This is a genomic window from Sphingobacterium sp. DR205 (assembly GCF_011064245.1).
GTDB lineage: Bacteria > Bacteroidota > Bacteroidia > Sphingobacteriales > Sphingobacteriaceae > Sphingobacterium > Sphingobacterium athyrii.
The window spans coordinates 1,636,611-1,660,570 of record NZ_CP049333.1 but is presented as its reverse complement, the minus strand read 5'-3'; the positions used below and the strand labels follow the sequence as shown (position 1 = coordinate 1,660,570).

General features: G+C 39.0%; 23 protein-coding genes. 9 read left to right on the top strand and 14 right to left on the bottom strand.

The features are described from left to right. Positions 1–293 precede the first annotated feature (293 nt). Positions 294–1,184 carry a flavin reductase family protein gene (locus G6053_RS07025; protein ID WP_165305943.1) on the top strand — a complete coding sequence of 297 codons (891 nt, stop codon included), beginning with the start codon at positions 294–296 and terminating at the stop codon, positions 1,182–1,184. Positions 1,185–1,361: 177 nt separating this feature from the next. Here G6053_RS07025 and G6053_RS07020 read toward each other — a convergent pair whose 3' ends face one another. From G6053_RS07020 to G6053_RS07005, 4 genes are all read right to left on the bottom strand, one after another. Beyond that, on the bottom strand, positions 1,362–2,021 hold the full coding sequence (locus G6053_RS07020; RefSeq protein WP_165305942.1) for a hypothetical protein: 660 nt from the start codon (positions 2,019–2,021) through the stop codon (positions 1,362–1,364). Next, positions 2,021–2,506, bottom strand: a complete 486-nt coding sequence (locus tag G6053_RS07015) for a sigma-70 family RNA polymerase sigma factor (RefSeq protein WP_165305941.1) — start codon at positions 2,504–2,506, stop codon at positions 2,021–2,023. Before G6053_RS07015 ends, G6053_RS07020 begins: the two co-directional genes overlap by 1 nt. A gap of 160 nt (positions 2,507–2,666) precedes the next feature. Next, on the bottom strand, positions 2,667–3,245 hold the full coding sequence (locus G6053_RS07010) for an RbsD/FucU domain-containing protein (protein ID WP_165305940.1): 579 nt from the start codon (positions 3,243–3,245) through the stop codon (positions 2,667–2,669). Next, on the bottom strand, positions 3,242–5,956 hold the full coding sequence (locus G6053_RS07005) for a GH116 family glycosyl hydrolase (protein WP_165305939.1): 2,715 nt from the start codon (positions 5,954–5,956) through the stop codon (positions 3,242–3,244). The genes G6053_RS07010 and G6053_RS07005 overlap by 4 nt, the downstream gene beginning before the upstream one ends. Positions 5,957–6,406: 450 nt before the next feature. Here G6053_RS07005 and G6053_RS07000 point away from each other — a divergent pair, with 450 nt between their 5' ends. Together G6053_RS07000 and G6053_RS06995 are read left to right on the top strand one after the other, a co-directional pair. Then, complete coding sequence (locus G6053_RS07000) at positions 6,407–6,655, top strand: hypothetical protein (protein ID WP_108632761.1); 249 nt, start codon at positions 6,407–6,409, stop codon at positions 6,653–6,655. A 432-nt stretch (positions 6,656–7,087) separates the two neighbouring features. Next, a complete protein-coding gene (locus tag G6053_RS06995; RefSeq protein ID WP_165305938.1) occupies positions 7,088–7,465 on the top strand; it encodes a nuclear transport factor 2 family protein in 378 nt (125 codons plus the stop codon). Between the two features lie 249 nt (positions 7,466–7,714). Here the strand turns inward: G6053_RS06995 and G6053_RS06990 are convergent, their stop codons facing one another. Then, the gene (locus tag G6053_RS06990) at positions 7,715–9,013 is read right to left on the bottom strand and encodes a hypothetical protein (protein WP_165305937.1); all 1,299 of its coding nucleotides are present in this window, start codon (positions 9,011–9,013) and stop codon (positions 7,715–7,717) included. Positions 9,014–9,139: 126 nt separating this feature from the next. Here G6053_RS06990 and G6053_RS06985 point away from each other — a divergent pair, with 126 nt between their 5' ends. Beyond that, positions 9,140–10,546, top strand: a complete 1,407-nt coding sequence (locus tag G6053_RS06985; protein WP_165305936.1) for a hypothetical protein — start codon at positions 9,140–9,142, stop codon at positions 10,544–10,546. Between the two features lie 299 nt (positions 10,547–10,845). Here G6053_RS06985 and G6053_RS06980 read toward each other — a convergent pair whose 3' ends face one another. Further along, the gene (locus G6053_RS06980) at positions 10,846–12,267 is read right to left on the bottom strand and encodes a PLP-dependent aminotransferase family protein (protein ID WP_165305935.1); all 1,422 of its coding nucleotides are present in this window, start codon (positions 12,265–12,267) and stop codon (positions 10,846–10,848) included. Between the two features lie 100 nt (positions 12,268–12,367). On the opposite strand from G6053_RS06980, the gene G6053_RS06975 reads away from it, so the two are divergent. From G6053_RS06975 to G6053_RS06955, 5 genes are all read left to right on the top strand, one after another. Further along, on the top strand, positions 12,368–12,868 hold the full coding sequence (locus G6053_RS06975) for a cupin domain-containing protein (protein ID WP_165305934.1): 501 nt from the start codon (positions 12,368–12,370) through the stop codon (positions 12,866–12,868). A gap of 21 nt (positions 12,869–12,889) precedes the next feature. Then, complete coding sequence (locus G6053_RS06970) at positions 12,890–13,786, top strand: dihydrodipicolinate synthase family protein (RefSeq protein ID WP_165305933.1); 897 nt, start codon at positions 12,890–12,892, stop codon at positions 13,784–13,786. A gap of 93 nt (positions 13,787–13,879) precedes the next feature. Continuing rightward, positions 13,880–14,203, top strand: coding sequence for a 2Fe-2S iron-sulfur cluster binding domain-containing protein (locus G6053_RS06965; RefSeq protein WP_165305932.1), 324 nt, complete (start codon positions 13,880–13,882; stop codon positions 14,201–14,203). Between the two features lie 208 nt (positions 14,204–14,411). Then, positions 14,412–15,356, top strand: a complete 945-nt coding sequence (locus tag G6053_RS06960; protein WP_165305931.1) for an alpha/beta hydrolase — start codon at positions 14,412–14,414, stop codon at positions 15,354–15,356. A 284-nt stretch (positions 15,357–15,640) separates the two neighbouring features. Beyond that, positions 15,641–16,690 carry a DKNYY domain-containing protein gene (locus tag G6053_RS06955; protein ID WP_165305930.1) on the top strand — a complete coding sequence of 350 codons (1,050 nt, stop codon included), beginning with the start codon at positions 15,641–15,643 and terminating at the stop codon, positions 16,688–16,690. A 150-nt stretch (positions 16,691–16,840) separates the two neighbouring features. On the opposite strand, the gene G6053_RS06950 is transcribed toward G6053_RS06955, so the two are convergent. The 8 genes from G6053_RS06950 to G6053_RS06915 all read right to left on the bottom strand — a co-directional run bounded on the left by G6053_RS06950 (position 16,841) and on the right by G6053_RS06915 (position 23,921). Then, entirely contained in the window at positions 16,841–17,404 is a 564-nt protein-coding gene (locus G6053_RS06950) for a lipocalin family protein (protein ID WP_206531879.1), read from the bottom strand. Then, positions 17,388–18,089 (bottom strand): lycopene cyclase domain-containing protein, encoded by a 702-nt coding sequence (locus G6053_RS06945; RefSeq protein ID WP_165305929.1) that lies wholly within the window; start codon positions 18,087–18,089, stop codon positions 17,388–17,390. Before G6053_RS06945 ends, G6053_RS06950 begins: the two co-directional genes overlap by 17 nt. After that, positions 18,089–18,544, bottom strand: coding sequence for a sterol desaturase family protein (locus G6053_RS06940; protein ID WP_165305928.1), 456 nt, complete (start codon positions 18,542–18,544; stop codon positions 18,089–18,091). The genes G6053_RS06945 and G6053_RS06940 overlap by 1 nt, the downstream gene beginning before the upstream one ends. A gap of 19 nt (positions 18,545–18,563) precedes the next feature. Next, positions 18,564–19,400 carry a phytoene/squalene synthase family protein gene (locus tag G6053_RS06935; protein ID WP_165305927.1) on the bottom strand — a complete coding sequence of 279 codons (837 nt, stop codon included), beginning with the start codon at positions 19,398–19,400 and terminating at the stop codon, positions 18,564–18,566. A 4-nt stretch (positions 19,401–19,404) separates the two neighbouring features. Continuing rightward, positions 19,405–20,877 (bottom strand): phytoene desaturase family protein, encoded by a 1,473-nt coding sequence (gene crtI / locus G6053_RS06930; protein WP_165305926.1) that lies wholly within the window; start codon positions 20,875–20,877, stop codon positions 19,405–19,407. A gap of 21 nt (positions 20,878–20,898) precedes the next feature. Next, on the bottom strand, positions 20,899–21,540 hold the full coding sequence (locus G6053_RS06925; protein WP_165305925.1) for a MarR family transcriptional regulator: 642 nt from the start codon (positions 21,538–21,540) through the stop codon (positions 20,899–20,901). Between the two features lie 394 nt (positions 21,541–21,934). Continuing rightward, positions 21,935–22,738, bottom strand: a complete 804-nt coding sequence (locus tag G6053_RS06920) for a DUF1080 domain-containing protein (protein WP_165305924.1) — start codon at positions 22,736–22,738, stop codon at positions 21,935–21,937. A gap of 262 nt (positions 22,739–23,000) precedes the next feature. Continuing rightward, a complete protein-coding gene (locus G6053_RS06915) occupies positions 23,001–23,921 on the bottom strand; it encodes a toxin-antitoxin system YwqK family antitoxin (protein WP_165305923.1) in 921 nt (306 codons plus the stop codon). Between the last annotated feature and the right edge of the window lie 39 nt (positions 23,922–23,960).

Genomic DNA, 23,960 nt, shown 5'->3' with positions numbered 1-23,960 from the left:
TTTCTCTTTACATGATGTAATGAAAATCACAATAGACAGAATAAACATTTTTAGACAACTTTTCATAATTTATTTGTGTGTTTAGTAGATATTCAAACGTAACGCATTTTCAATTCGCGACATGAATAGGTATATTACTTTATAAAAAACGACTCTTACACGTTCATAAGCAATCTTTTCCCGAAAAAAATGCTATTTATAAAAATTTCTGTAATTTCATTTCTAAGCATGGGATACCCTTAGCTTGGTTTTGTATACTTTTCTATTCCCAACTCACGGTAATAAAAATTCGAATGAAATTAAAAACGATTGATGTGTCATCAGCTACACCGACAGAAATACAAGGTTATCTGCACTCGGCCATTGCGCCCCGACCGATATGTTTTGCATCTACAATTGATAAAAACGGTGCGGTAAATTTAAGCCCATTTAGCTTTTTCAATGTGGTCAGTGTCAACCCACCGATCTGCGTTTTTTCACCAACAACCAGGGCGCGGGACAATAGCACCAAGCATACGCTTGAAAACATTTTGGAAATACCGGAATGTGTGATCAATATTGTTAACTATAAGATGGTTCAGCAGACTTATTTAACGAGTGCAGATTATCCAAAAGACGTGAATGAGTTTTCGAAAGCGGGGTTTACTGAATTGGCTTCGGAAACGATAAAGCCACCTAGGGTAGCGGAATCGAACGTTCAATTAGAATGTGTCGTGAATGATGTGATAGCATTAGGAAAAACCGGTGGAGCTGGGAATCTAATTATTGCGGCCGTGAAACTGATCCATATCAATGAAGCTATCCTAGATACCAACGACAAAATAGACCCGAATAAAATGGATCTGGTAGCTCGTTTGGGTGGTGATTGGTATTGTAGGGTAACCAGCGATAACTTGTTCAAAATTGCCAAACCAACGGATCATACCGGGATAGGTATCGGTGTAGATTCCTTTCCCAAAGAGGTTAAAAACTCCACCATATTAACGGGGAATAATCTGGGATTATTGGCTCTTGTCAGCGCGCTACCATCCAATGAGGAAGTAGAAGCCTTTCGCAAAACCGACGAAATAAAAAAACTGCTGGCGGCCGGCGCCGACAACCGCACAGCAAGTCTGCATTCAAAAGCCAAGCTTTTGTTAGATAATGGCCGTGTAATGGATGCATGGAAAGTGTTGTTGATGTAGCCTGCCTTTTCCGGCGGAGGGGGCCGATTACATCAAGTAAATATAAATATGATAAAGGATTAAAATCTTATCTGATAATACCGCATCAAGCGTATATGCAGAAGCACATTTAGCCCTGATCGTTACTTATTTGCGAAAGACACCCAAAAAAGTTTCTGTTCCATTGAAGATTGGACCTCAAAAAGAATTTGCTTTATCCGCTGAATGGTCTGGATCCTCTGGAGTCAACTCCGTTAATTCAGCAATGTAATACTGTAAATCGACTAGCATATCCTGATGGGGCTTGGCAAATTTCTTAAAAGAGTACCTGTGCAAAAAATAAAAAATAAATCCGAAAACAGCTAACCTAAAAAGTACAGCAGTATCGAATATAGATCCTACATTAAAAGTGTGGGTATTCTTTAATGAAAGTGCTATTGTGAGTAGGAAACAGAGCGTTATTCCCGTTAAATTATAGAACTTCAAATAAGCGGAGATAAGCCCCTGAATATTCTTGAAACGATCACTCAAAGGCAGATCTGCCAAATAAACTTGATGAATATTTTTTCGCAGTTTATAGGCATTGTACATCATTCCGGCTTCCGCCAATGTACCAACAATGAAATAGTATCCCCAAAATGCACTGTCATAGAAATACAGGAAAACCCCAATGCAGAAGATAACAAGCACTGAGCGATACTGCATATTCTTTTTTAAATTCTGGTCTATTAAATCAAGCAGACCGGCAGATTTTTGCAGTTTAATTTTTTCAATGGTATTTTCGGACAAGAGTGTTTCCTCCATCTGACCTCCAATACTAATTTTTTGCATTTTATATTTGAGCTGATCTAGTTCCATCACGATAGTTGTTTGCTTAATTCCTTCAATTTTGTTTTGATCCGCGATATTTTTACGGCTACGTGGTTGGGGGTCATCCCCATGGTCATGGCGATATCGTTGTAGCTATAGTCTTCGAGATAAAGCGCCACCAGCGCCTTTTCCACCTTGTTCAATTTACTTATGGCCTGATACATCAAAAGAATATCTTTGTCTTCCTCATAGATGATATCAAAATAGCTTTGCTGGCTAAATTGCAATTCAGCAAGACTGTGCCTACGGTCGCGCTTGATATACGTAATAGCTGTATTCAATCCTACACGATACAACCAAGTCTGAAATTTGGCATCCCCCCTAAAACTTTTGACTGATTTCCATGCCTGTAATACGATTTCCTGAAATAAATCTTCCCTATCGACTTTATTGTCCACATACATGCAGCAGATACGATGTATTATAGCCTGATTAGATGTTATTAACGCAATAAAGTCTTTTTCGATGTCCATACCTTACGAGGATGCTTATTTGATATTGTTTTACTTATTAGTCTCCATAAAGAGAAAAATATTACAACAACTTGTAAAAAAAGAAAGTTATGCAGGCAGATAAAAACAATCTTAGCGAAGTGTATCACATCAATACGTTATTCAGGTCAAGATGAATACCTCATTCTTTTGACTTCAACATCCGCTCACGTAAAATCTTTTCACGGTCGGCATCCCAGTATTTACAATCCAGTTCAATAAAAACTGAACTATACGGTATAAGTGATTCCGTTTTCACCACAATGACCTGGAACAGATCCGCCGCTTTATCCATTTTCCCAAAAACATCTTCGTGCAAAAGAGACTGTTTTTTTATATGAGGCAGAAGTTTGGTTAAGCTTGTTTTGTATTCTTTTAATCCCGGTGCGAGTGCATCGTCCAAATATTCAATTTCTTTATCCAGATAAAAAACAGGCCGTACATGCTTCTGTAAGCTGAGCTGTTGCAATATACGGTCAAGTACCTCGGACATCTGCTTTTCGGAATTAAGGACAAGGATGTTTGCACCCGCTGGTGCAGGATAGGCCTTATCAACGATCAATATCCAATTACGATGTCCAAGCAAGGGCATTTTTTGTGAAAGCACTTCCTCCCAGCCGGATTTCTGTTCAGATCTTTCCTTTTGGTCAGCTGATGACAGACATCCCATAACCAGGAAAAGACATATTATCGCAAAAAGCGTATTTACCATTTTTTTCATGACCATCGAATATGTAGCGTATCGCCTTTTTTTAGCCCTATGCTGTCTTTAAAATTGAGCACCAGCCGCCCGTCCCGACGTTTCACTTTATGAAGTAATATCGGTCTGTTATTTTGCAGGACAGTAATCTGCTTGTGATCGAGCGACAGCTGCCCAGCGTCCCCCAGGTGAAATTCTCTCAGATCTAGTTCACCATAATTCAATGTCAACTGACAAACACATTTTCCTGCGCTTTGTTGCTTTTGAATATAGGTCCCCCACCCCATTGCCGTAGTAAAAGGTGCTTTAAAATCTGAAGCACCTATTTTAGGAGCAAAACCAATCTGCCCCTTTGGGCCATGGTAAATAAAGCCACAGGCATTGATAAAGGTTCCGTAACTCGCCATCGCACGCGCATAGTGGTCACTGCATTCAATCTCATTAAAGGGATTTCTTTTTGCAGCATGATACCGGTCATGAATTACCCTGGTCATAACCAAGCTTTCATCGATCATCCCCTCCGCCATCATGTGCGCTGCCACTTGATGTTCAAATCCACTCATACATTCATGAAAATAGCCCAGTTGCCAGGTCGTATTATCGCCATAAGCTTTTTCCTCATTTTTTGGATTGGTATTCATAACCATCCCTCCCTCGCCAGCCAGTGCATAAGGTCTTCCCCCGAGATGTGTCTTAATATAAGGACCTACATCCAGCGCAAAATTATATTTCCAGAGTGCCTTCAGGGCGGATAATGTATTCTCTCGGTTATTAATCCGCGGCATATCCACCTGAAAACACCAGGCCTGCCCATAAACCTGATCTATATGGCAGGTATTATAGGAGCCCAGCTTCTTCCGCCCCTGTGCCGCATCTGGTCGATGGATATAATATTCACCATTAAAAAGATATTTATCCATGTTTACAGTCCCTTTCCTGACGTAGTCCATACAGACCTGCTGGAATTTCTTATCACCGACCTCTTCGGCCATACATGCCGCAGCCTGTACGGCGGCAAGGCAAAGTCCTACAATCCAGCCGATCTCTCCTTCCCATATCGCGTCCAATGTGTTTTCCATAGGTGTATCGGTCATACCGTCTCCATTTTTATCCTGATCGAGGACAAATTGAATCGCCTGTTTAAGTTTTGGCCAATTTCGTTTTAAAAAACTGTCATCACGGCTCATCTGATGATCCCGATAGAAACGGAGAATAACACCGGCCTGCCCGTCTATCGCAGGTCGTTTTTCGTATTCGGCACGGAAGATAATTGCACCGGTTTCGGGCTGAAAACCAACACCGAGGTCGGTAACCTCCCTTAAATTACGTTCAAGATCAGGAAATATACGCCCCATGGACTGCCCATATTGCCACACGTGGGTGCAGGTCCCCGCGCAGGCTCCGACACCTTCCCAGCCCCAAAACCTTCCCGAAGCAAAACGCATCGTATTCGCTGTTGCTAAAGTCCCTATATTAACAAAAGTACGGTCCATAAACCAATAGGGTAATGTTGAATCATTCCAGGTCTGTTGCCAAGCAATGGTTTCGCCATCGAGCTTTTCCCGATGTGTCAGATAGTAGTCCATTACTGCTGCGGCATCACCGAATTTGGCACCGTACCAATAACCATTATGGGCATCTTTCAAATGTGCCCTTAACTTGGGATGTGGATTATTAAAATGCCAGGAGATCGCATACGAAATCTGACTCGTCCCATTTGGCTCTATAATACGCCGAACGGTATAGGCTCCGACTTGTAGATCCGAAAAATCAACGACTGAATCGGTAGTATCAGATTGCAATAAGTGCGGTGTGACAGGCCAATGCTGCACTTTGGTATGCACCTGTGCCAGCGGATCCAAGCATGTAAAAGCCATCGTACCATAGTCGCCGGCCAGCAAAGCACTGTCAGGTACTTGTTCACAACTGTAGTTTAGGACTTTTAGGCCTGCATGATCTAAAAGACGGGATACTTTACGGACCATTGTAAGATCTTTACGCCCCTTAAACACACCGTTTTCCATCCAGCCCGTTAGGGTTATTTCGACCGCTGTATTCACTTTACTTCGCAATTCGAGATGAAAAGTCGTTAACGGTAGGGAAGAATTGTCCTGATCTAACGGAATAAATGGCGAATAAGCTGTCAGCACAACTTCCACAGGAAAGTTGGTGCTGCTATAGGTAACTCGACAGGTCGGATAAGTCGGTTCAAATACAATCTCATCCCAGTGATTTTCCCGAAGTTCTTTGACGACCTGTTTTCCTCCAACGTTGACAGATAGTGCAAAACCTTGCTCCATACTGCGCAGATTGTCCGCAATGGCAGGCTCGATATACGCTGACCCATCACGTGGACGGACTGTCACCAGCTCATTCCCATTATTCCATTGTACATTTTTGGGTTCTATCCCTTCGTATTCACCATCGTAGGCAGTATTAAATATCTGCCATAACCACAGGCGTCCATCGCCACCGATATATACAGTACCAGTGTGTAATCCACCGACGGGCATACCAATAAAACGCAGTTCATTTTTACTCTTTCGATAGGCAATTTTCTCGCCCCTATGATACAAAGATGCGAGCCATTGCTTATCTATATCCTTATGCTCAGGGATATTGTGTAGAGGATTCTCCCAGGCAAATATTGATTTTGACCATATGTTAAACTGACTTGCCAGTACACCAAGACCAATTAAACTTGTTTTCTTAAAAAAGCTTCTTCTATCCATACGTTTTATATAATGACCATCCCGGGTTTTGCGGAAGTAAATTTTTGTTTCTATCTATTGCATGCTGAGGAACTGGACAGTCGGCAAAACCTTGATCAGACTTGGCATATTCTGTTTCGTTGAATTTAAGATACAAATAACCGGTGACTCCACCGCCCTACTTATTAATTTTTTTGATTTTATTGTAGGCTGGATAGAGCTGATATGCAACTTAAGCCATTTGATTTCCTGATATCCATTGCGCGTTGCTCTTATACCCGATGTGCTTTATGATTAAATTTACCGTAAAAAGCTAAAAGCCCTGGAAAATGGTAACAAAAACGCTAGCCATGGCCTGTTTGAAAATTAAGGCTGGAATAGCCTTAAGAGACCACGAGATAATCATTTGTTGGGGAAATATCATGTATTACGCAAAAACCACTTAATTTTTTTTTCGTATATTATCTCACTATGAAAATAGTAGATATAACTAAAGAGAGATTAAAGGATGCTCAAAATGATGGGTATACTGTATTAATTACAAAGTTCAATTCAGATCCACTATATCCTACATGGATCTTTGACAAGATCGCCGATGAAAAAATAGAATCAAACAAAAAAAAGCTCAACGAGAATTACCAGTTATGTTATTCTATTCGAGAAGCTATTAATACAATCGACAAACGGCCTTTTATCGGAAAATTACAGTTGACGAATTAGGCCTTAGAAATAATTGATCCAAGATAATGAACATCTTGTTTATTGTCTTTGAAAACTTATCCAGCTAGCGGCTTTAACGACAGAAATATTTGTTCCTGAATACATTTTAAAAATCGGCTAAGATGAGCTGGGCTTTGAGAACCCAGCTCATAGGCCGCTTCTTTCGCTGACTTAATATATGGGGTATTTTGACTGTTGAAAAGGGCGCTTTAATAAGTCCAGCCTGGAAGAAAATTTCGATTCCGTTGCCTGTATGCACTGATAAAATTTGGTCAAAGGTGATGAATGGATACTAGAACCCCATGGTAATTATACCATGGAAATTGATCAGCAAAAAAATAAGTATTAAAAAAGCAAGAAGTTCAATTACAGCCCCAAAGGTCACGCGGAAAAAATACAAAAAACAGTATGTAATAATTATATAATCAGGATATGAACAGAATTACGAAAGAGGATGTTACCGAAGCGGAAAACCAGCTTTTCTTGGCCCAGCTTGCAGGCGATGCAGATGCTCTTGACCAACTATTGCACGATCAACTTATTGCACTTACACCGGCGGGACAGACTTTAACCAAAGAAATGGACTTAGACGCACATAGATCCAAGGCAATGATTATTGAAGACGCTTCAACTGAGATTGATGCGATTAGGATAATCGAAGATACTGCGCTTTCTGTCGTTACGATGACAGCAAAAGGAACCGTAATGGGATCACCATTGGCAGGAAAATTCAGGTATTTTAGAGTTTGGAAAAACATTGGTGGCACATTAAAAGTCATTGGCGCGAGTTTCATGCAATTACCTGAATAAAACAAATTAAATATTTGTATCAACGATTCATGCGTGCGATGCTTCGCCAATTCAAACAGGTTTGGCGATATCACCATATCTTGGCTTTATTGAAAATCATGTTTTTACTGCTTAATTTAGTTAAGGCAAATTTTGACAATGTATTACTATCCCAAAAAACGGATTAGTTTTTTTTCAAAAAATTTCAGGAAAAGTAGATACGTAATGATTATAAATTCCAAGGACGCAATAGTCTTCGATAAAGAAAGATCAAAAAACAATGTCTTTATTGCCTGATCCCCATAAACGGGTATTTCTGACAAAACCTGGTCCTTTGAAACGGTACTGTACACCGACAATTTCAGTAGGCGCATTTTTGATCATGGCCACGTATGCCTGTTTGTCATTGATCCAAAATCTAATTTGCTGGTTTTTACAGTCTATTTTCAGCTTGGTCCATTTGGAGAGATCACAGCCAAATCCACTGAGATCATCCTGTTTACTATCCGTATAAAAACCGTCGGCGATAAGAGCGATATCACCGATACATGCGGGGTTTACAAGTGGCACGATAATGATATCATTTTTTGATTGCAAAAGTACTTCCACACGCTGGCAACTATTTGCCCCATTGGCCGTTTCAGTCTTTAACTCTGTTTCAAAGCTAAAATTATTCGTCATCACGCCGGTTATATCCTTTTGGTTGTAAAGCCGGACCGGTGGAGCATCTGCCAAAAGGTCGACCTTATATCTTTCTAGAAGCTCTTTGCCAACCGCAATTTCATTCGGCTTAATAATATCAGCTTTTCTAAAATACAGGGGTTCTTTTCCCCAGTCTGCCTCTATCAGCCCCAACCAGCCATCAGTTTTAATCTGTATATCATGTTCCCGGACAACTTTATTTCCGACCATCAATTTGGCCCGAAAGTAACCGGGATAATAATATATAGAAGAGTGATGTTTACCATTTCTGTCTACAGCGACCTTACGGCGGGTATCCCAGCTTTGAGCAATGAATATTGTATCTTGCATATTCGTTTCTGAAGCGTCGTAATCAAATACGACTGAATTGGGTAAGCCTTCCGTCAATATAGTCTTTGACGAAAAATGGAAAGCGTTAGTAGGAGATGAATGTTTACTAAGGACAAATTTTTGGGTCAAAAACCCCATCAGGACCAGCCCTAGAACAGGGAAAATAATCTTAAAAAATAAATGTCCATACTTTTTTCGGGCAGTCTTAAAATTTTCAGAAACAGCTTCCTTCGGGACATCCATTTGTGTTGACCGCTTTTGAGTATATGTATTGCGAAAAGCCCGCCAGTCTTCATAACCGATAAACTGTGACAAGGTATTCAGAGTCGTCAACGATGGCGCACTTTGATAGTCGGCCCTACCAAAAACCCGTTTTAGCGTAGAGATACTAAGCATTACTCCCGTTCTCTCCTGAATTTTACCCGAAAGCTTTTCAAAATCGACGGTACTCCAAGTGGAAGTTTCGCCCCATTCAAGTTGATTTTGAATTGATTCTTTAAGGTAATGAAATAATTCAGACTGGTTTACATTTATCATAATTCACTGTATACAAACACCTTAAAAACACAACACTACCTTGAACAAACTTGAACAAACTTGATGCAAGGTTGACTTCAGGAAGAAGATGTCTAAGCACTAAATTTATCAAAAAACTTTATTAACATGAAAAAAATAATTTTGATAGTAGCTGCACTTTTGGCGACATTGTTCGAAAGTTATGCCCAAGAAAAGAAAAGTAAAATCCCCGGAACACAAAACATTACACTAAGCGCGGAGAAATGGGAGTTTCAACCCGGAAAAGTTGATTTCTTAGAGTTTAAAGGACGTCATACGATGAAAATAGCGCCAGCATCAGGACCAATAGTCATTAAAGATCTGATATTCACAGACGGCACTATCGAATATGATGTAATTCCGGCAAAAACGGAGTTTGCAAGTGCAATCTATTTCCACCGAAAAAATGAGAAAGAGCAGGAAATTGTCTATCTGCGTGTTCCCAAAATGACTGATCCATTCGCCAATGAAGGCATTCAGTATTGCCCGATTTTAGACGGTGTAAATATGTGGGACATGTATCCACAATATCAGACTGCTGCGCAGGCCAAAACAGACGAATGGAATCATATTAAGCTGGTCATTTCAGGTATGCAAATGCAGGTCTTTGTCAATAATACCCTTAGGTTAACGATTCCTAAATTGGAAGGTCGTGAACACTCTGGAAGTATCGCCTTCGATGGTGACTCCTATATTAGCAATATTGAGATAAAACCCGATCAGACCGAAAACCTGGCGCAAACTGAAGGCGCAGACCTGAGTAGGCACGAAGCAAATTATATCAGGAACTGGTCGGTAGCTCAACCCGCACTTTTAGCCGAAGGAAGGGAGCCAACCACTGTCAGCGACCTACCGAAAGATGACTCTTTTGTAGACAAAATAGCAGCCGAAAGATATGGGCTCGTCAACTTAACACGACGCTTTGGCGGCAGTGAAAAACGTAGGATAGTTTGGCTAAAAGCTATAATCAATGCAAAAGAAGCCACTCAGACTAATCTTCAATTGGGATTCTCAGATGAAATATGGGTTTATCTAAATGATCAGATCACTTATACGGACAAAAATATTTTTAGACAGAATATGAAAAAGTATCCGGACGGGAGGATATCGGTACAAAATGGAAGTACTAAATTAAAGCTCAAGAAAGGGGAAAATCAATTATTAATAGGCGTGTCCAATGACTTTTATGGTTGGGGAATAATTGCCCGGTTGGAAAATTTAGAGGGAATTGCAGCAATAGAACCTTACGAGGTAAAAAAACGGGTCATCGAAAATATTGAACGGTATTTAGGTGTGTACACAGCTGAAATATCTCCCACAGTCAAACTGGCCTTCATACAAAAGGATGGGAAGCTAATTTTACAGACTTCCGAACAAGATAGCACCCCTCTAGATTATATAGGAAACGATCTTTTCAAAATGGGTCTTGGAATAGAATGGCAATTTAATCCAGATTTGAAACAGGTGATAAGGCGAGAAAACGGGTTTGAAATGAAGTTTGCAAAGGAACAATAAATTGGATCAATTCTGCATAAAAACCTGTTTAAAATTAAAGGACGAAAGTAAAGTTCAGCTGGAATTCCATTTTCTTCAACCTTGGGTGCCTTTTAAAAGACACCCAAGGAATACCAATCAATCTTCCCTTACGAAAAGCCTTTCAATCCCCCACTGCCACATCGAACTTTTTTCTATTTTTATATTGTCAAAATGTAGACGCCGAAACTTAATGGGAAATCGCAAAACAGAGTTTACGGTCTAATTTTAAAGTCAATTCTTTATACGTTTAGATCTGTTTGAACATAGCATGCAAACGATCAAATCATTTCTCCCAAAGCGATAATACCTTCCTCCAGATCTTTCTCAGAAAGCGATCCATAGCCAAATCTTAAACCATTAACGGTTTCATCAAAACTATAAACATCGGGATTGATGATGTTGATTCCTTTATCTTGCAGCTTTTTAGAAATATCAAACCAATCCACTTGCTTATTGGGTACGACCCAAAAAGCTAAACCACCATCGGGAATAGTATACGTTGCTTTATCTTTGATATATTTATTTAACAGCATTGCCGTAAAATCTCGCTTAGCTTTATAGTAATTTGTAGCCTTTTTTATATGCCGCTTAATTGTACCTTCTTTGATCAGTTGCAAAACAGCCTGTTCCATAATATTATCACCCTGCACATCAATAATCTTCCGTAAATTCCCTACTTTCTTAACTAGCATTCGGTCGTTGCTCGCCAAATAACCTATACGTAAAGCCGGTGCGACAACCTTGCTCATAGTACCGATATAAACGTAATTTTTCAGTTCAGTAAAACTTGATAACGGTAAGACAGGACGATATCCAAAATGAAATTCATTATCATAATCGTCTTCTATAATGGTAAAACCATGTTCATTAGAAAGCCGTATTAATTCCAATCTTCTTTTCAGGCTCATCGTTACGGTAGTCGGATATTGGCGGTGTGGTGTAACATAAATTGCCTTGATCTTTTTGCCAGATTGCAAATAAGAAATAACATCCTCAATCAGCAAACCATCCTTGTCCACAGCTGCTGGCAATAGTGTAGCCCCCGCACTTTCAAAGGCTCTCCACGCTGGTGCATACCCCGGGTTTTCAATGATCACATGATCACCATCAGTAAACAACTGTTGTGCTGTCAGGTACATGGCCATTTGACTCCCACGAGTGATACAAATACTTTGCTCATCGACCTGCATCCCTCGTTGATGGTTGAGCATTTGAACGATAGTTCTTCTAAATTCCAGATCGCCCAGCTCATTGCCATAGCCCATCATTTGCCATCTCGCTTTTTGGTTGAATATTTGGCGGTATGCCCTTGCAAGCGCTGTAATGGGTGCAATTTTACTGTCGGGATATCCGTCATCAAACTGTAAGTGACAGTACCTATTTAAAGTACTTTCTGCTAAAGAAGTGACAGGGTTGTTTTTTTGAGTATCGCTGAAATCAGGTAATGTATCTGCGACAAAAGTACCTTGCCTTTCTTTGGATATCAGCCAGCCTTCAATAAGCAGCACATTAAGAGCTTCCACAACCGTATTTCGATTAATTTTCAGCAATTGCGCAAGGTATCTGCTGCCGGGTAGCGCATCGTCCGGTTTTAATCTACCCGAATGAATATCTTTTATTATAGCATCCGCTATTTGCAGATAAATAGCTTTATCCGATTGTTCATCTAACTGTATTTCAAAATTCCAATCCCTTAACATCTGGACTATTCTTTTTTATAAAAACTGTATCATTTTAATAGTCCAAAGATACAATACTTTTGTAATGCAATAGTGCAAAAAACAGTAAAAAAAATCAGTTATGTCAAAATTAGAATCACCAACAGAAGTTAAAAAATCAATTCATGCGGAGCAAAAACAGTTCAGCTCTAAAGACTTCCATCAAACATTTGCAAGACCAACGTACATAAAACCCTCGCACCTCATTCATAAAAACGTTGAAAATGCAGGTGTACACAATCAATTTTCAGAAGAAAGAAAGCATCCTGTTTTCTTCGTGGATCTACCCAGTAAAAATGTCAGTCTAACCATCGGCGGTCTGTTGCCGGGACAGAAGACTCACCTACACCGCCATACCTATGAAACTGTATTGTATGTCATTGAAGGCAAAGGCTGGACCAGGATAGAAGATGAAATTGTGGAATGGGAAGCAGGCGACGCCGTTTATATCCCATCTTGGGCTTGGCATCAGCACCAGAACCGCAGTGAGAACGAACCTGCGAAATACATCGCTTGTGAAAATGCCCCACAACTGCAAAACCTGGGTGTCGCATTGCGTGAAGAAGAAGGCCGAGATTTTTAATGTTTAAAAGCAACAGTATCTATGAATCAAGTACCATTTAAAGGTGTAATCGCTTATCCGGTTACACCATTTGACAACAACGAAAACATCGACATTCCGTTATTCAAAAAACAGTTAGAACGCCTGATCACATCAGGCTCCCATGGGATTGCACCATTGGGAAGCACGGGGGTAATGCCTTATCTTAACGACACAGAAAAAGAAGCGTTGGCTGAAGCCACCATGCAACAGGTGGCCGGCAGAGTACCGACATTGGTGGGTGTTTCAAATCTGACCACGGAAAGAACTGTTTACCACGCACAATTTGCCGAAAAAGCAGGCGCAACAGCGGTAATGATTATCCCGATGAGCTATTGGAAATTGACCGATGACGAAATTGTAAAACATTACGACACGGTGGCTTCTAAAATTTCGATTCCAATCATGGCTTATAATAATCCCGCCACTGGTGGTGTTGATATGTCGCCAGCCCTGCTGAAACGCTTATTGGAAATTCCGAATGTAACGATGATAAAGGAAAGCACAGGCGATATTCAACGTATGCATTATTTGAGAAAAGAGCTAGGTGAAGGAGTCGCGTTTTTTAATGGTTCTAATCCGCTCGCCCTATCCGCATTTTCGGCCGGTGCTAAAGGCTGGTGTACAGCCGCACCGAACCTGATACCCGAACTTAATATTGCACTTTACGATGCCGTACAGGAAAATGATCTCGAGAAGGCGCAAAGAATATTTTACAAACAGGTCGATTTGTTGAAATTCATCGTAGCAAAAGGTCTTCCGCGTTCTATAAAGGCCGGTTTGGACATACTAGGAGTAGGTGGAGGTGGTTTTAAAAGCCCACTAAAACCACTTGGTGAAAACGAAATAGCGGAACTGGACAGAATACTTTCAGCAATACAAAGTGAATTGGCCGTTTAGAATCAATACCAAAGCCCAAAGCAAGATAAGCTTCGGGCTTTGCGCATAAATGTTTCAGCAATAATTTAAAATAAATCCAAAAAACATATGAACATGAAAGAAAAAAATCCCCCCACCGAGGCAGAGAAATTGGACTATGTGCAAGTAACATTGACATTGAACGGCAATACAAAGCATATCCAATGGAACAAACAGATGCCTCTGCTCGATGCGATACTCAATGCTGGAATTGACGTTCCGTACTCCTGTTGCAGGGGCAACTGCGGCACTTGTGTATGCAAATTAGAGGAAGGAGAGGTAAGGTTAAGAAGGAATTTTGTACTGTCAGAGATTCACCTCCGGCAAGGTTTAATTTTAGCCTGTGTTTCTGCTCCGATAAGTAAAAGCATAAAGATAAACTATGATCAATTGTATTAATTTACCAAACAGAAAAATATGCTTTGCTCTTTTTAAGAAAAGAAAAAGTATATTATTTTTTTACCGATCCGTTAGCGCTTTCACCGATAAAAACAAGCACTTCACCTAAATAACATCAGGCGAGTTCTAAAAATTATTTAAGTTAGATGCTGAACATAAAATTACAGCAACAGCATTTAAGCACCCTAACTTTGAAAATGGAATCCCGATGAAAAAACATTTAAGTATAGCATATTCTTGCGATAAGCCCGCATATCAACGTGTTAAAGAAAGAATACATATAAAAGCAATTTTTTCATTACTTTTTTTAGTATTTGCGAGCAATATAGTAGCTCAAACTACGGAATACGCAACAAAAGATATAAAATTTAAAAGTAAAGGGATAGAGTTGGCAGGAACAATTTTTAGCGCTCCAAATTCAAAAATCGGAATCGTATTGGTGCATGGATCCGGACAGGAGCTCAGATTGAATGCATTTGCAACTTTCTTGGCTAAAAATGGAATATCTGTATTAACTTATGATAAGCGAGGGGTTGGTAAATCCGGTGGGGAATATGCGGGTCCGGAAGTGGGCACAAATAATATTGACTCAGCAAACCTCGAACTCCTGGCGGAGGACGCTAAAGAAGCAGTTTTAACACTCAAAAATTATTTCGGACATCAATTAACACATACTGGTCTCTTGGGGTTCAGCCAAGCCGGATGGATTATTCCTTTGGCATCAAATAAGTCAAAAGAAGTGGATTTTACGGTCATATTTAGTGGGGCAGTGGTTCCAACCAGAGAACAGCTCCGTTTTCAGTTTTTTACTGAAGGAAAGGCAGATTTCTGGACGAATCATACCGAGAAAGAGGTAAGGACGCATATTCTAAATGCCCCAGATAAATATAAATTTATTACAACAGACCCTCAGCTGGCCCTTAGCAAAACAACGGCACCGGGGCTCTGGCTTTTTGGCGGACAAGATGTGCAAGTTCCTGTCGGCTTATCTATAGATCATCTTAATTTACTTAAAATTGAAGGAAAACCGTTTGAATATTGTCTATTTCCTGAAATGGGGCACTTTCTAACATCTTCAGATTCTTCAGCTCCAATTAAAATAGCGATAAATTGGATTAAAAATCGAAGTCAAAAATTTAAAAATCGTTTATGACTATGCTGGCAATCGGCAGTTCACTACAAGCAACCAAACATAAATACAGTATATATCCCGAAATAAGTTTGCCATGACCTATTTTCCATGAATTGGGTATCTGTAGGGCATGGTTAGAGTTTATTTCATTCCTAAAAAAGTCAACAACAAATGGAAAGATGCAAAATCTGAAGATAAGGCGATTTACAATTTTACAAGAAAATTCACTTTTTTAAATTTGACCGCGTAAATTTATATACATGCGCGCTATAAAGGATATATCACAACTTCGCCCTGGTATAAAAATGAAAAAATATACTTTTTTTCTGGCTTGTGTTTTACTCAGTTTTTGTATCTCTTGCCGGGATATCGGTAAACTGGTCAATAAACAAAAATCGAGCTCTTATTTTATAGATTCAAAAGGACAAATTGTTTATTGCCAGAATGGGAATTGGTTTAGTCTGGGTGTATCGCAAATGCAGGCCGATGCGGAATCTTTTGAGGTATTGGCAGAGGATATTGCAAAGGACAAAAACGCAGTATACTTTCGTGGGATGACCCAAAAGCTGGTGGACAGGAATTCCTTCTATGTCGATAATCAGATTCCTAAAGATCGTTTTCACGTCTATTATATTGATCAAGTCTTAGGCTTTAATATCATCGATGGAGCGGACCCAAAGACGTATGAACTCATAAAAAATCACACGAACTGGGCTCGGGACAAAGATCATTATTTCTACGCGGATGACATGATACATGTTGATCGGCAAACTTTCAGCTTCGTCAATGACTATTTTCTAAAAGATAAAGATTCCGTGTATGTTTCTCCAAATATCGGAGACTTTAAGTCGGTTGTAGCTAATCCGGGAAATGTCGAAGCCATCAACAAGTACTACATGAGAATCGGGAATACAATTTATTACCCGCCTTTTCAACAGGGTTCGGCTAGTATAGCAAAATCATTTAATAGCATACAGACGATTCGGGTACTTGATCTAGATGTTATTTGCGTAAACAATAAAACCATATTAGTCCGGGGTAAAAATTTTAAATATGATCAGGTCGATGTTCCCTCCTTTCAGCTATTTACTGTCGATGAAAAAACTGATTTCTATGCAGGTAACCCTTATTCAAAGGACAAGAACAATGTATACTTTAATCAGGAGGTAGTTCCGGGCGCTGACGTGAAGACATTTATCCTTATTGGCGATGATTTTGGAAAAGATGCGAAAAATGTCTACTATCAAAAACAGCTACTCAAAGACGTAGATGCGCCAAGCTTTAAAAAAGACGGAGACTTTTATAAAGACAAACGCGGAAATAAATTCAGTGCATTAACAGGAAATAAAGTATAAGCTATTGGTTTTCGTCTCTAACCAGATCCGTTCGACATACTCATCAAATGAGGTCGAATGTTATAAATCAAAACTACTAGAATTATCCCTATTTACAGGTGTTGATTTTGGTCCAATAGGTGGAATAAATGGTATTTGACCCTACCGCTCCTATTGAGGAAGAAACGGATTGTCTTTCCGCTCATGTTTCACCCAGATCAGTTTCGAAGTATTGTAGCCAATTTCCTGCGCAATTTTCAGGTAATTTGTTTTTACATCTTCGGGAATGGTTTTGTCTCTTGATAAGATCCATAGGTAATTTAAATCCTTTCCTGCAACTAAAGCATAGCGATAGTTCGTATCCAGAGCAACGACATTATAACCTGAATAGAAGGGACCAAAAAAACTAACTTTCAGAGCTGCTTCGCTTTGATTGCCTCTGAATTTGGCCAGTCCATCCGCTTTTACCCACTCTTTTTTGACCGTATTATATCCGCTATTCAATACCACAACATTACCATCGGTGTTTAAACTATATTGGGCTGAAACATTATTGAGATCTTTTTCAAAACGTGAGTCCAATCGTGCGATCTCATACCATGCACCAAGATAACGATTCAGGTCAAATTTCTTGACAGGGTGAGCATTGGGCGGAATAGAAGAACATGCAGCCACAATCACCAAGGTAAAACCAATCATTATAATGGTTATCCACCATTTATGCATTTTGAACATGAGCGTTGTTTTGAAATTTTTTAAAGAAATAAAGAACCAATAAAAACTGTGTGTATCCATATACCGCATCCTCAATAGGTATGGTAAACACCCGAAAGCCTATAAAATCGGCTGGATTATAATTGACGATAGGCGATTCTAATCCAGTTCCAGTAAGAATGCCATTAACAGGTAAAAATCCCAGCATAAGAACTGTAAAGACTAATGAGGCCTGACTAATCCATTGTACCCGGAGGACAAAATGGAAAACCAACAACGTCAATATCGTAACCAGGGCGGTGACTAATGTATATATGCGATCGCTGTACCGAAGTGCAACAACGGCACAAACGATAATGCTTACAAAAACCACAATATTGTTGAACGCACTAAGCGCTTTCAACTCGAAAAATTTATCGATACAGAAATAAGTAAATATGCAGGAAAAAGGAATAAAGATAAAAAACAACCATTCTTCCAAAGGTAGTCCTGCAATAATTAATCCCACTGTATACCGAGTATCGAACCACCATACACCACGATGGGTAAACCACACGTCCCAAGCAATAAAAAAAACCGCAACAATTATTGATGCTTTAAAAAAAGGGATAAACGCTCGATCGAATCGGATTCGTCTATCGAATGAAGCTATAAAGCAGATAAATACCGTAAAAAATAGGATCAGGGCGTAGGTATACTGTATCATTACTTTTCTTTTTCACTATACATGTTAAAATATTTGATTGGCACATATAAAAAACCAAAACATTCGCCTTCTTCCTTTCCAAGATGCTTGTGGTGCTGTTTATGTGCTCGTCTCAGCGCCAGAAAATACCTATTTTTTGTTTTGCTCAAAAATTTGAAACGTTGATGTATAAAAATATCATGCACAAAGAAATAAGCTACACCATATAACATAATCCCCAGGCCAATGTAAAATAGATAATTATAATTCTCTAATGAGCCATAATACATTAACGCAATTGTGGGAAGAGCGAATATCACAAAGAAATAATCATTCTTTTCTAAAAACCCATTATTGCTATGATCATGATGATCTCGATGCAGTATCCAAAGAAAGCCATGCATAATATATTTATGAATCAACCAAGTCGCTCCCTCCATGGAAATAAAAATGATTATTACGATTAAAATATTCATGATACCCATTGTTTGATATTTATAAAAATGCTGCTTTGTAGCGCAAATAACTTTTAAATGCGACGTAAGCTTTTTCTGTATTGGCTATCCTGATCCTATTTTCCAAAATATCTTTAGAAGATTTCTTCCTGATTTTTGCAAAAAGAGAAAGGTAATACTTATAGGCCAGATAAACACCAAATCGGGCTGATTTAGGCAGTTTTTTTATACCCAAAAATGCCTCTTTAAATTCTTGATGGATTTCGTCTTCGATTTGGCCTTTCAGCTTATTATCGAACACTTCCATATTCAGATTGGGAAAGTAAGTGCGCCCGAGAATATGATAATCTTCTTTCAGATCACGTAAAAAATTAATCTTTTGAAATGCAGAACCAAGTTTCATGGCATAAGGCTTTAGCTCTTCATAACGTTGTTTATTACCCTCTGTAAATACCTGTAAGCACATCAATCCGACGACCTCTGCGGAACCATATATGTATTCATTGTATAATGCCGAATTATAATCCAACTTTTTCAAATCCATTGACATACTGTGGAGGAATTGATTAATGAGATCACGGTCAATGGCATATTTATGAACAGTTTCCTGAAATGACTGTAATATGGGGTTCAAAGAAATCCCTTCTTCCAATGCACAATCTGTTTCCAGATGCAAGCGACTTAAAAGTCGTTTTCTATCGTAACCTTGAAAACTGTCGACTATTTCATCGGCCAATCTCACGTAACCATAGATCGCATAAATACTGTTGCGAATGTTAGGTTTCAGGGCCAAAATGCCTAGCGAAAAGCTTGTACTATATTTTTCGGTTGTCTTTCTGCTTACCTCATAAGCAAGTTCATCAAACAGCTTTTTCATGGTTTTATAGATTTAGATCAATGACTTCTTTAGCAACTATTTTTCCAGAGATAATGGATGGTGGTACCCCAGGACCGGGAATGGTCAATTGTCCTGTATAAAATAGATTATGGATTTTTTGATTTTTAATTTTCGGTTTCCAAACAGCAGTTTGCCTTAATGTATTTGCCAGGCCATATGCATTGCCCCCATACGCATTATAATCGTTAACAAAGTCCCTTACACAATAACTTCGCTTATATACGATCTGTTCATAGAGGTTGCCTGCTCCGGTATGCCGTTCAAGACGCTTAAGCATTTTTAATAAGTATTCTTCCCGTGTTTTATCATCATCATCAATACCTGTTGCTACCGGCATCAACAAAAAGAGGTTCTCCTGATTTTCTGGCGCGACATGCGTATCCGTTTTTGACGGACAACACACATAGAACAATGGCTTTTCTGGCCACTTTTTATCACCATATATACTCGCTATATGTTCATCCAGATCAGGTTCAAAGAAAAGTGTATGGTGGGTTAAGTTGGGGATAGTTGATTTCATACCCAAGTAGTAAATAAGACAAGAGGGGGCAAATGTTCTATTTTTCCAATACGAATCAGTATAGTTTTTTAAATCTTCAGGCAGCAGTGTTTCTATATGGTGATAATCGGCCGAAGCAACAACGAAATCAAACGCTATTTTTTTGCCATCAATAATGAGTGAAGTAATATTTTTATTTTTAATTTCCAGCGCTTCCACATTGTGGTTAAAATGGAAGGTAGCTCCCTGTATTTGCGCTACCTTCTGCATAGCTAATACCAACTGATAAAAACCTCCTTTAGGGTAATGTGTGCCTAGCGCATATCCCCCATAATTCATTAAACTATATAGCGCTGGAATTTCTTTTGGTGAAGCGCCCAAAAAAATCACAGGGAACTCCATCAAAGTGCGTAAGCGTTTATCTAAAAAATATCTGGCCACATAGGATCTAAAATTGGAAAGCAAATCTAGTTTAAGAGCACTAAACGCAATTTTGGGCGAAAGAAACTCCCCCCAACTATGACAGGGCTTGTTGACAAAATCACGCATTCCGACTTCATATTTAAATTTCGCGGACTGCATAAATTTATCCAGCTTGGAAGCAGCTCCGGATTCAATGCTTTCAAATAGCAGTTTTAAGTCTTCATAAGATTCGGGGATACTGAAATTCGCAGAATCAAATACCATCTCAAACTGTGGGTTGAGTGATACAAGATCAAAAAAATCCGAAGTACTGCAACCGAAGTCTGAAAAGAACGATTCAATAATATCTGGCATCCAGTACCAACTGGGGCCCATGTCGAAACGAAAGCCTTCGGGAGTCGAAAACTGTCTGGCACGGCCCCCGGCCTGTTCATGCTTTTCAAAGACATGAACCTCATACCCTGCTTTGGATAAATAGGCCGCGGCAGAAAGCCCAGAAAAACCAGCACCAATTACAGCTATCTTTTTTTTCATTTTCGTTGTATCTCTCTTCTTTTATTTTAGTTCATCCAGCAATCTGTCCGGTGCAATATTCTTTTCATAAATAGCTTGATGAAAATCACTTAACTTATTGAGCAATCGTATCAATTCCATTTTCTCGAGATGATTTAAATCACCTGAAACAATTTGAGTCGCATGACGTATATTTTGCATTTGCCCCTCTAATACTTGCAGTCCCTTTTCTGTAATATTAATTAGCTTACTACGCCTATCCTGTTGCGAATCTTTCTGAGCTATCCATCCCTGCTTGATCAATCGGTTAACAATTGCTATACCGACTGGTTTCTCATGGATATTTCTTTTGATCAATTCCATTTTCGTCATCTCTCCAAATGATTTTAAGGTGATCAGGTAAATAAATTCCTCCTGCGTTGAAAAATCAGAGCCCCAAATAGCAGCTTTCGAATAATTCTTTGCGAATCTATTCATATGTACAATTAAAGTACTAATAACACTTTCTGGGCTACGTCCTTTTTCCTTACCCTCCCAAGTGGGCTCCACAACAGGCTGTACAGCCTGTTGTGCAATCCATTCCTTAAATCCTTCCACTTGATTGCTATACATATTTATTGTCGAATTCTCTTCTTCAAATTTTTCTATCAGCACTAAGACCTCTTTTAAAAGTTGATATTTCATACTCTTCGAATTAGAACATAAATATACTTATTTTAGTTTTAAAATTTTTAAAAAACACATAAATAGTATAAAAACATACTAATTAGCGATAGTTTGTTTGATAAAAATGGTCTGAGCGGGACGTTTCTAAAATAAAAAAGCAGGATCTATGTCCTGCTTCTTTATTTTAGAAATGTTCTATATCATTTATATAATTGATCCATTATTTTCATTGTCTCGTAAAATTCATCTAACAGCGTATCTTGACAGGAATATTGTGAGCATATGGTTGGGAACCCGGCAGTAACAGTCCACCTAGGCTCTTTTTATGTATGTACTCTTCCGACGTTACTGTATATCTTACAAACTTGGACATTTTACAAAAACAGGAGGAATTGTTTTTAATTCCTTGGTTTTAATTCCTTGGTTTAGGGAGTTCTTTAATCCAAATATTTTTAAAGTCTACGGGTTGCCCTTCACTCTGCAATGCGATAAACCCACTGCTCAACAACTTACCGTCAATCTTAATTTTTGGATCATATCCATTTGCTACGCCGCCTCCGATCTGTGGTTTGGAATATTCCAGGACAGTATCTCCATTAATAATATGCCTTATTAACGAGTCGCCCAATACGATCAATTCTCCTTTCACCCATTGATCGCCATCATAAGTTTTTGAAATTGAATTTAAACAATGTGAGGATGCCATCTTGCCTTGGTAGACCACATTAGTCCCTGGAGAGCACATATTACCAGTAGGTCGTGGTTGACCATCTCCCAATCCGCCCAAAAGTTGCATTTCTATGGATATTGGCCAATCCTGTTCTTTCAACATAGTTCTGGGATCCTGAGAATGAAACATAACACCGCTATTACGAAGCGTATAAGAAGGCGCACCTTTTTGAAGATCACCGACAAAACGATATTCAAATTTCAAATGATAATAAGAAAAGGGTGTTTTATAATATAAATGTCCAAACTGGTCGTTAAAATCACCGTATTGATCGTATCTAATCTTAATTATTCCATCTTCAACCCTAAAGGTATTGCCAAAATTCACGCCGACATCGTGATGATGAATTTTGACAAACCAGTTTTTAATGTCTTTTCCATTGAACAATGGTTTCCAGCCGTTGTTGTTATCTCGCTGGCCCTTCATTCCGGTACAGCCAGTAAAAATAGAACTAACGGCTAAAATTGTATAGATTAATCGTTTCATTTAAAAGTGAGCTATTTGGTTTAAATTGAAGACCAATATACGATATATTCCTTTAAGCTTTACAGTGAGCACTTATCCAATGACTACCAAACATTTTCAGAAATTCAGGGAAAGCTGTCCAAAGACTAAAACAGCTCCCATTGCAAACGTAGGATAGCTTTCAAAATGATTTCCGTAAAACAACATCAACGTTTTTAGCTAAACAGTACTTATACAGTTTTACATTTCATCTGTTTCCAAACGGATAGTTTTTATCTCAAAACTATTCTTCTTGATAATTTTCAGTTCTTATAAGCTCTCCTTGTTCATCATAAAATTTCCATTCGCCAGACTTTTTGCCATTCTGATAACGACCAAATTCTCTAAGCTTTCCATTTTCATGATAAAACTGGCTTAGACCTTCCGCCATTCCCTTTTCATATCTTATGTTTTGTAGCAAAATGCCTTTATTCCCGTATAATTTCCAGTCCCCAATCTTGTTGCCATCCTCATAGGCACCGATTTCCCATAGCTCTCCATTAAGATTATAATGCTTCCATTCACCATTTTCCTTATTGTCTTTGTAGGTTCCGATTTTTTCCAACGTACCATTTTGATAGTACATTTTCCATTCACCCTCGGCGGCATAGCCATGGCGGTTTCCAATTCGTTTCAGCCCGCCATCGTCATAATATTCTCGAAATTCCCCTTTGGGATCTCCATTTTCATAGTTCCAGATTTCATGAAGATTTCCGTTGGTATGATAGACTTTCCATTCGCCTATGGCTTGTCCATCTTTATAATTTCCGATTTCGGCGAGCTTCCCCGTGGATTGGTATGTTTTGGAAATCCCGTTTTTTTCACCATTTTCATATTGCCAGATTGCACGAAGTCGCCCGTTTTCATGATAGCTCTCCCATACGCCAATTTTAATTCCATTTTCATATTTCCCCAGTTCTTCTAATTTTCCACTTTCATAATGGGATCTAAATTCACCTGTTTCTTTTCCGTTTCGGAATCTTACCATTGCTTCGGGTTTTCCGCTTTCATAGAACATTTTCCATATACCTGTCTCTTTACCGGTTTCATCGTATTGTCCTGTCGACCTTATCTTTCCACTGGGATAATGACTTTCAAACTTTTTCTGTGCAAAGGAGGAAAGATGAATAAAGAGTACGGCAGCAAGTGTGATTAGTGTTTTCATTAGATTTCCTGTCATTCGTCAAAATATGTTATCTCTTAG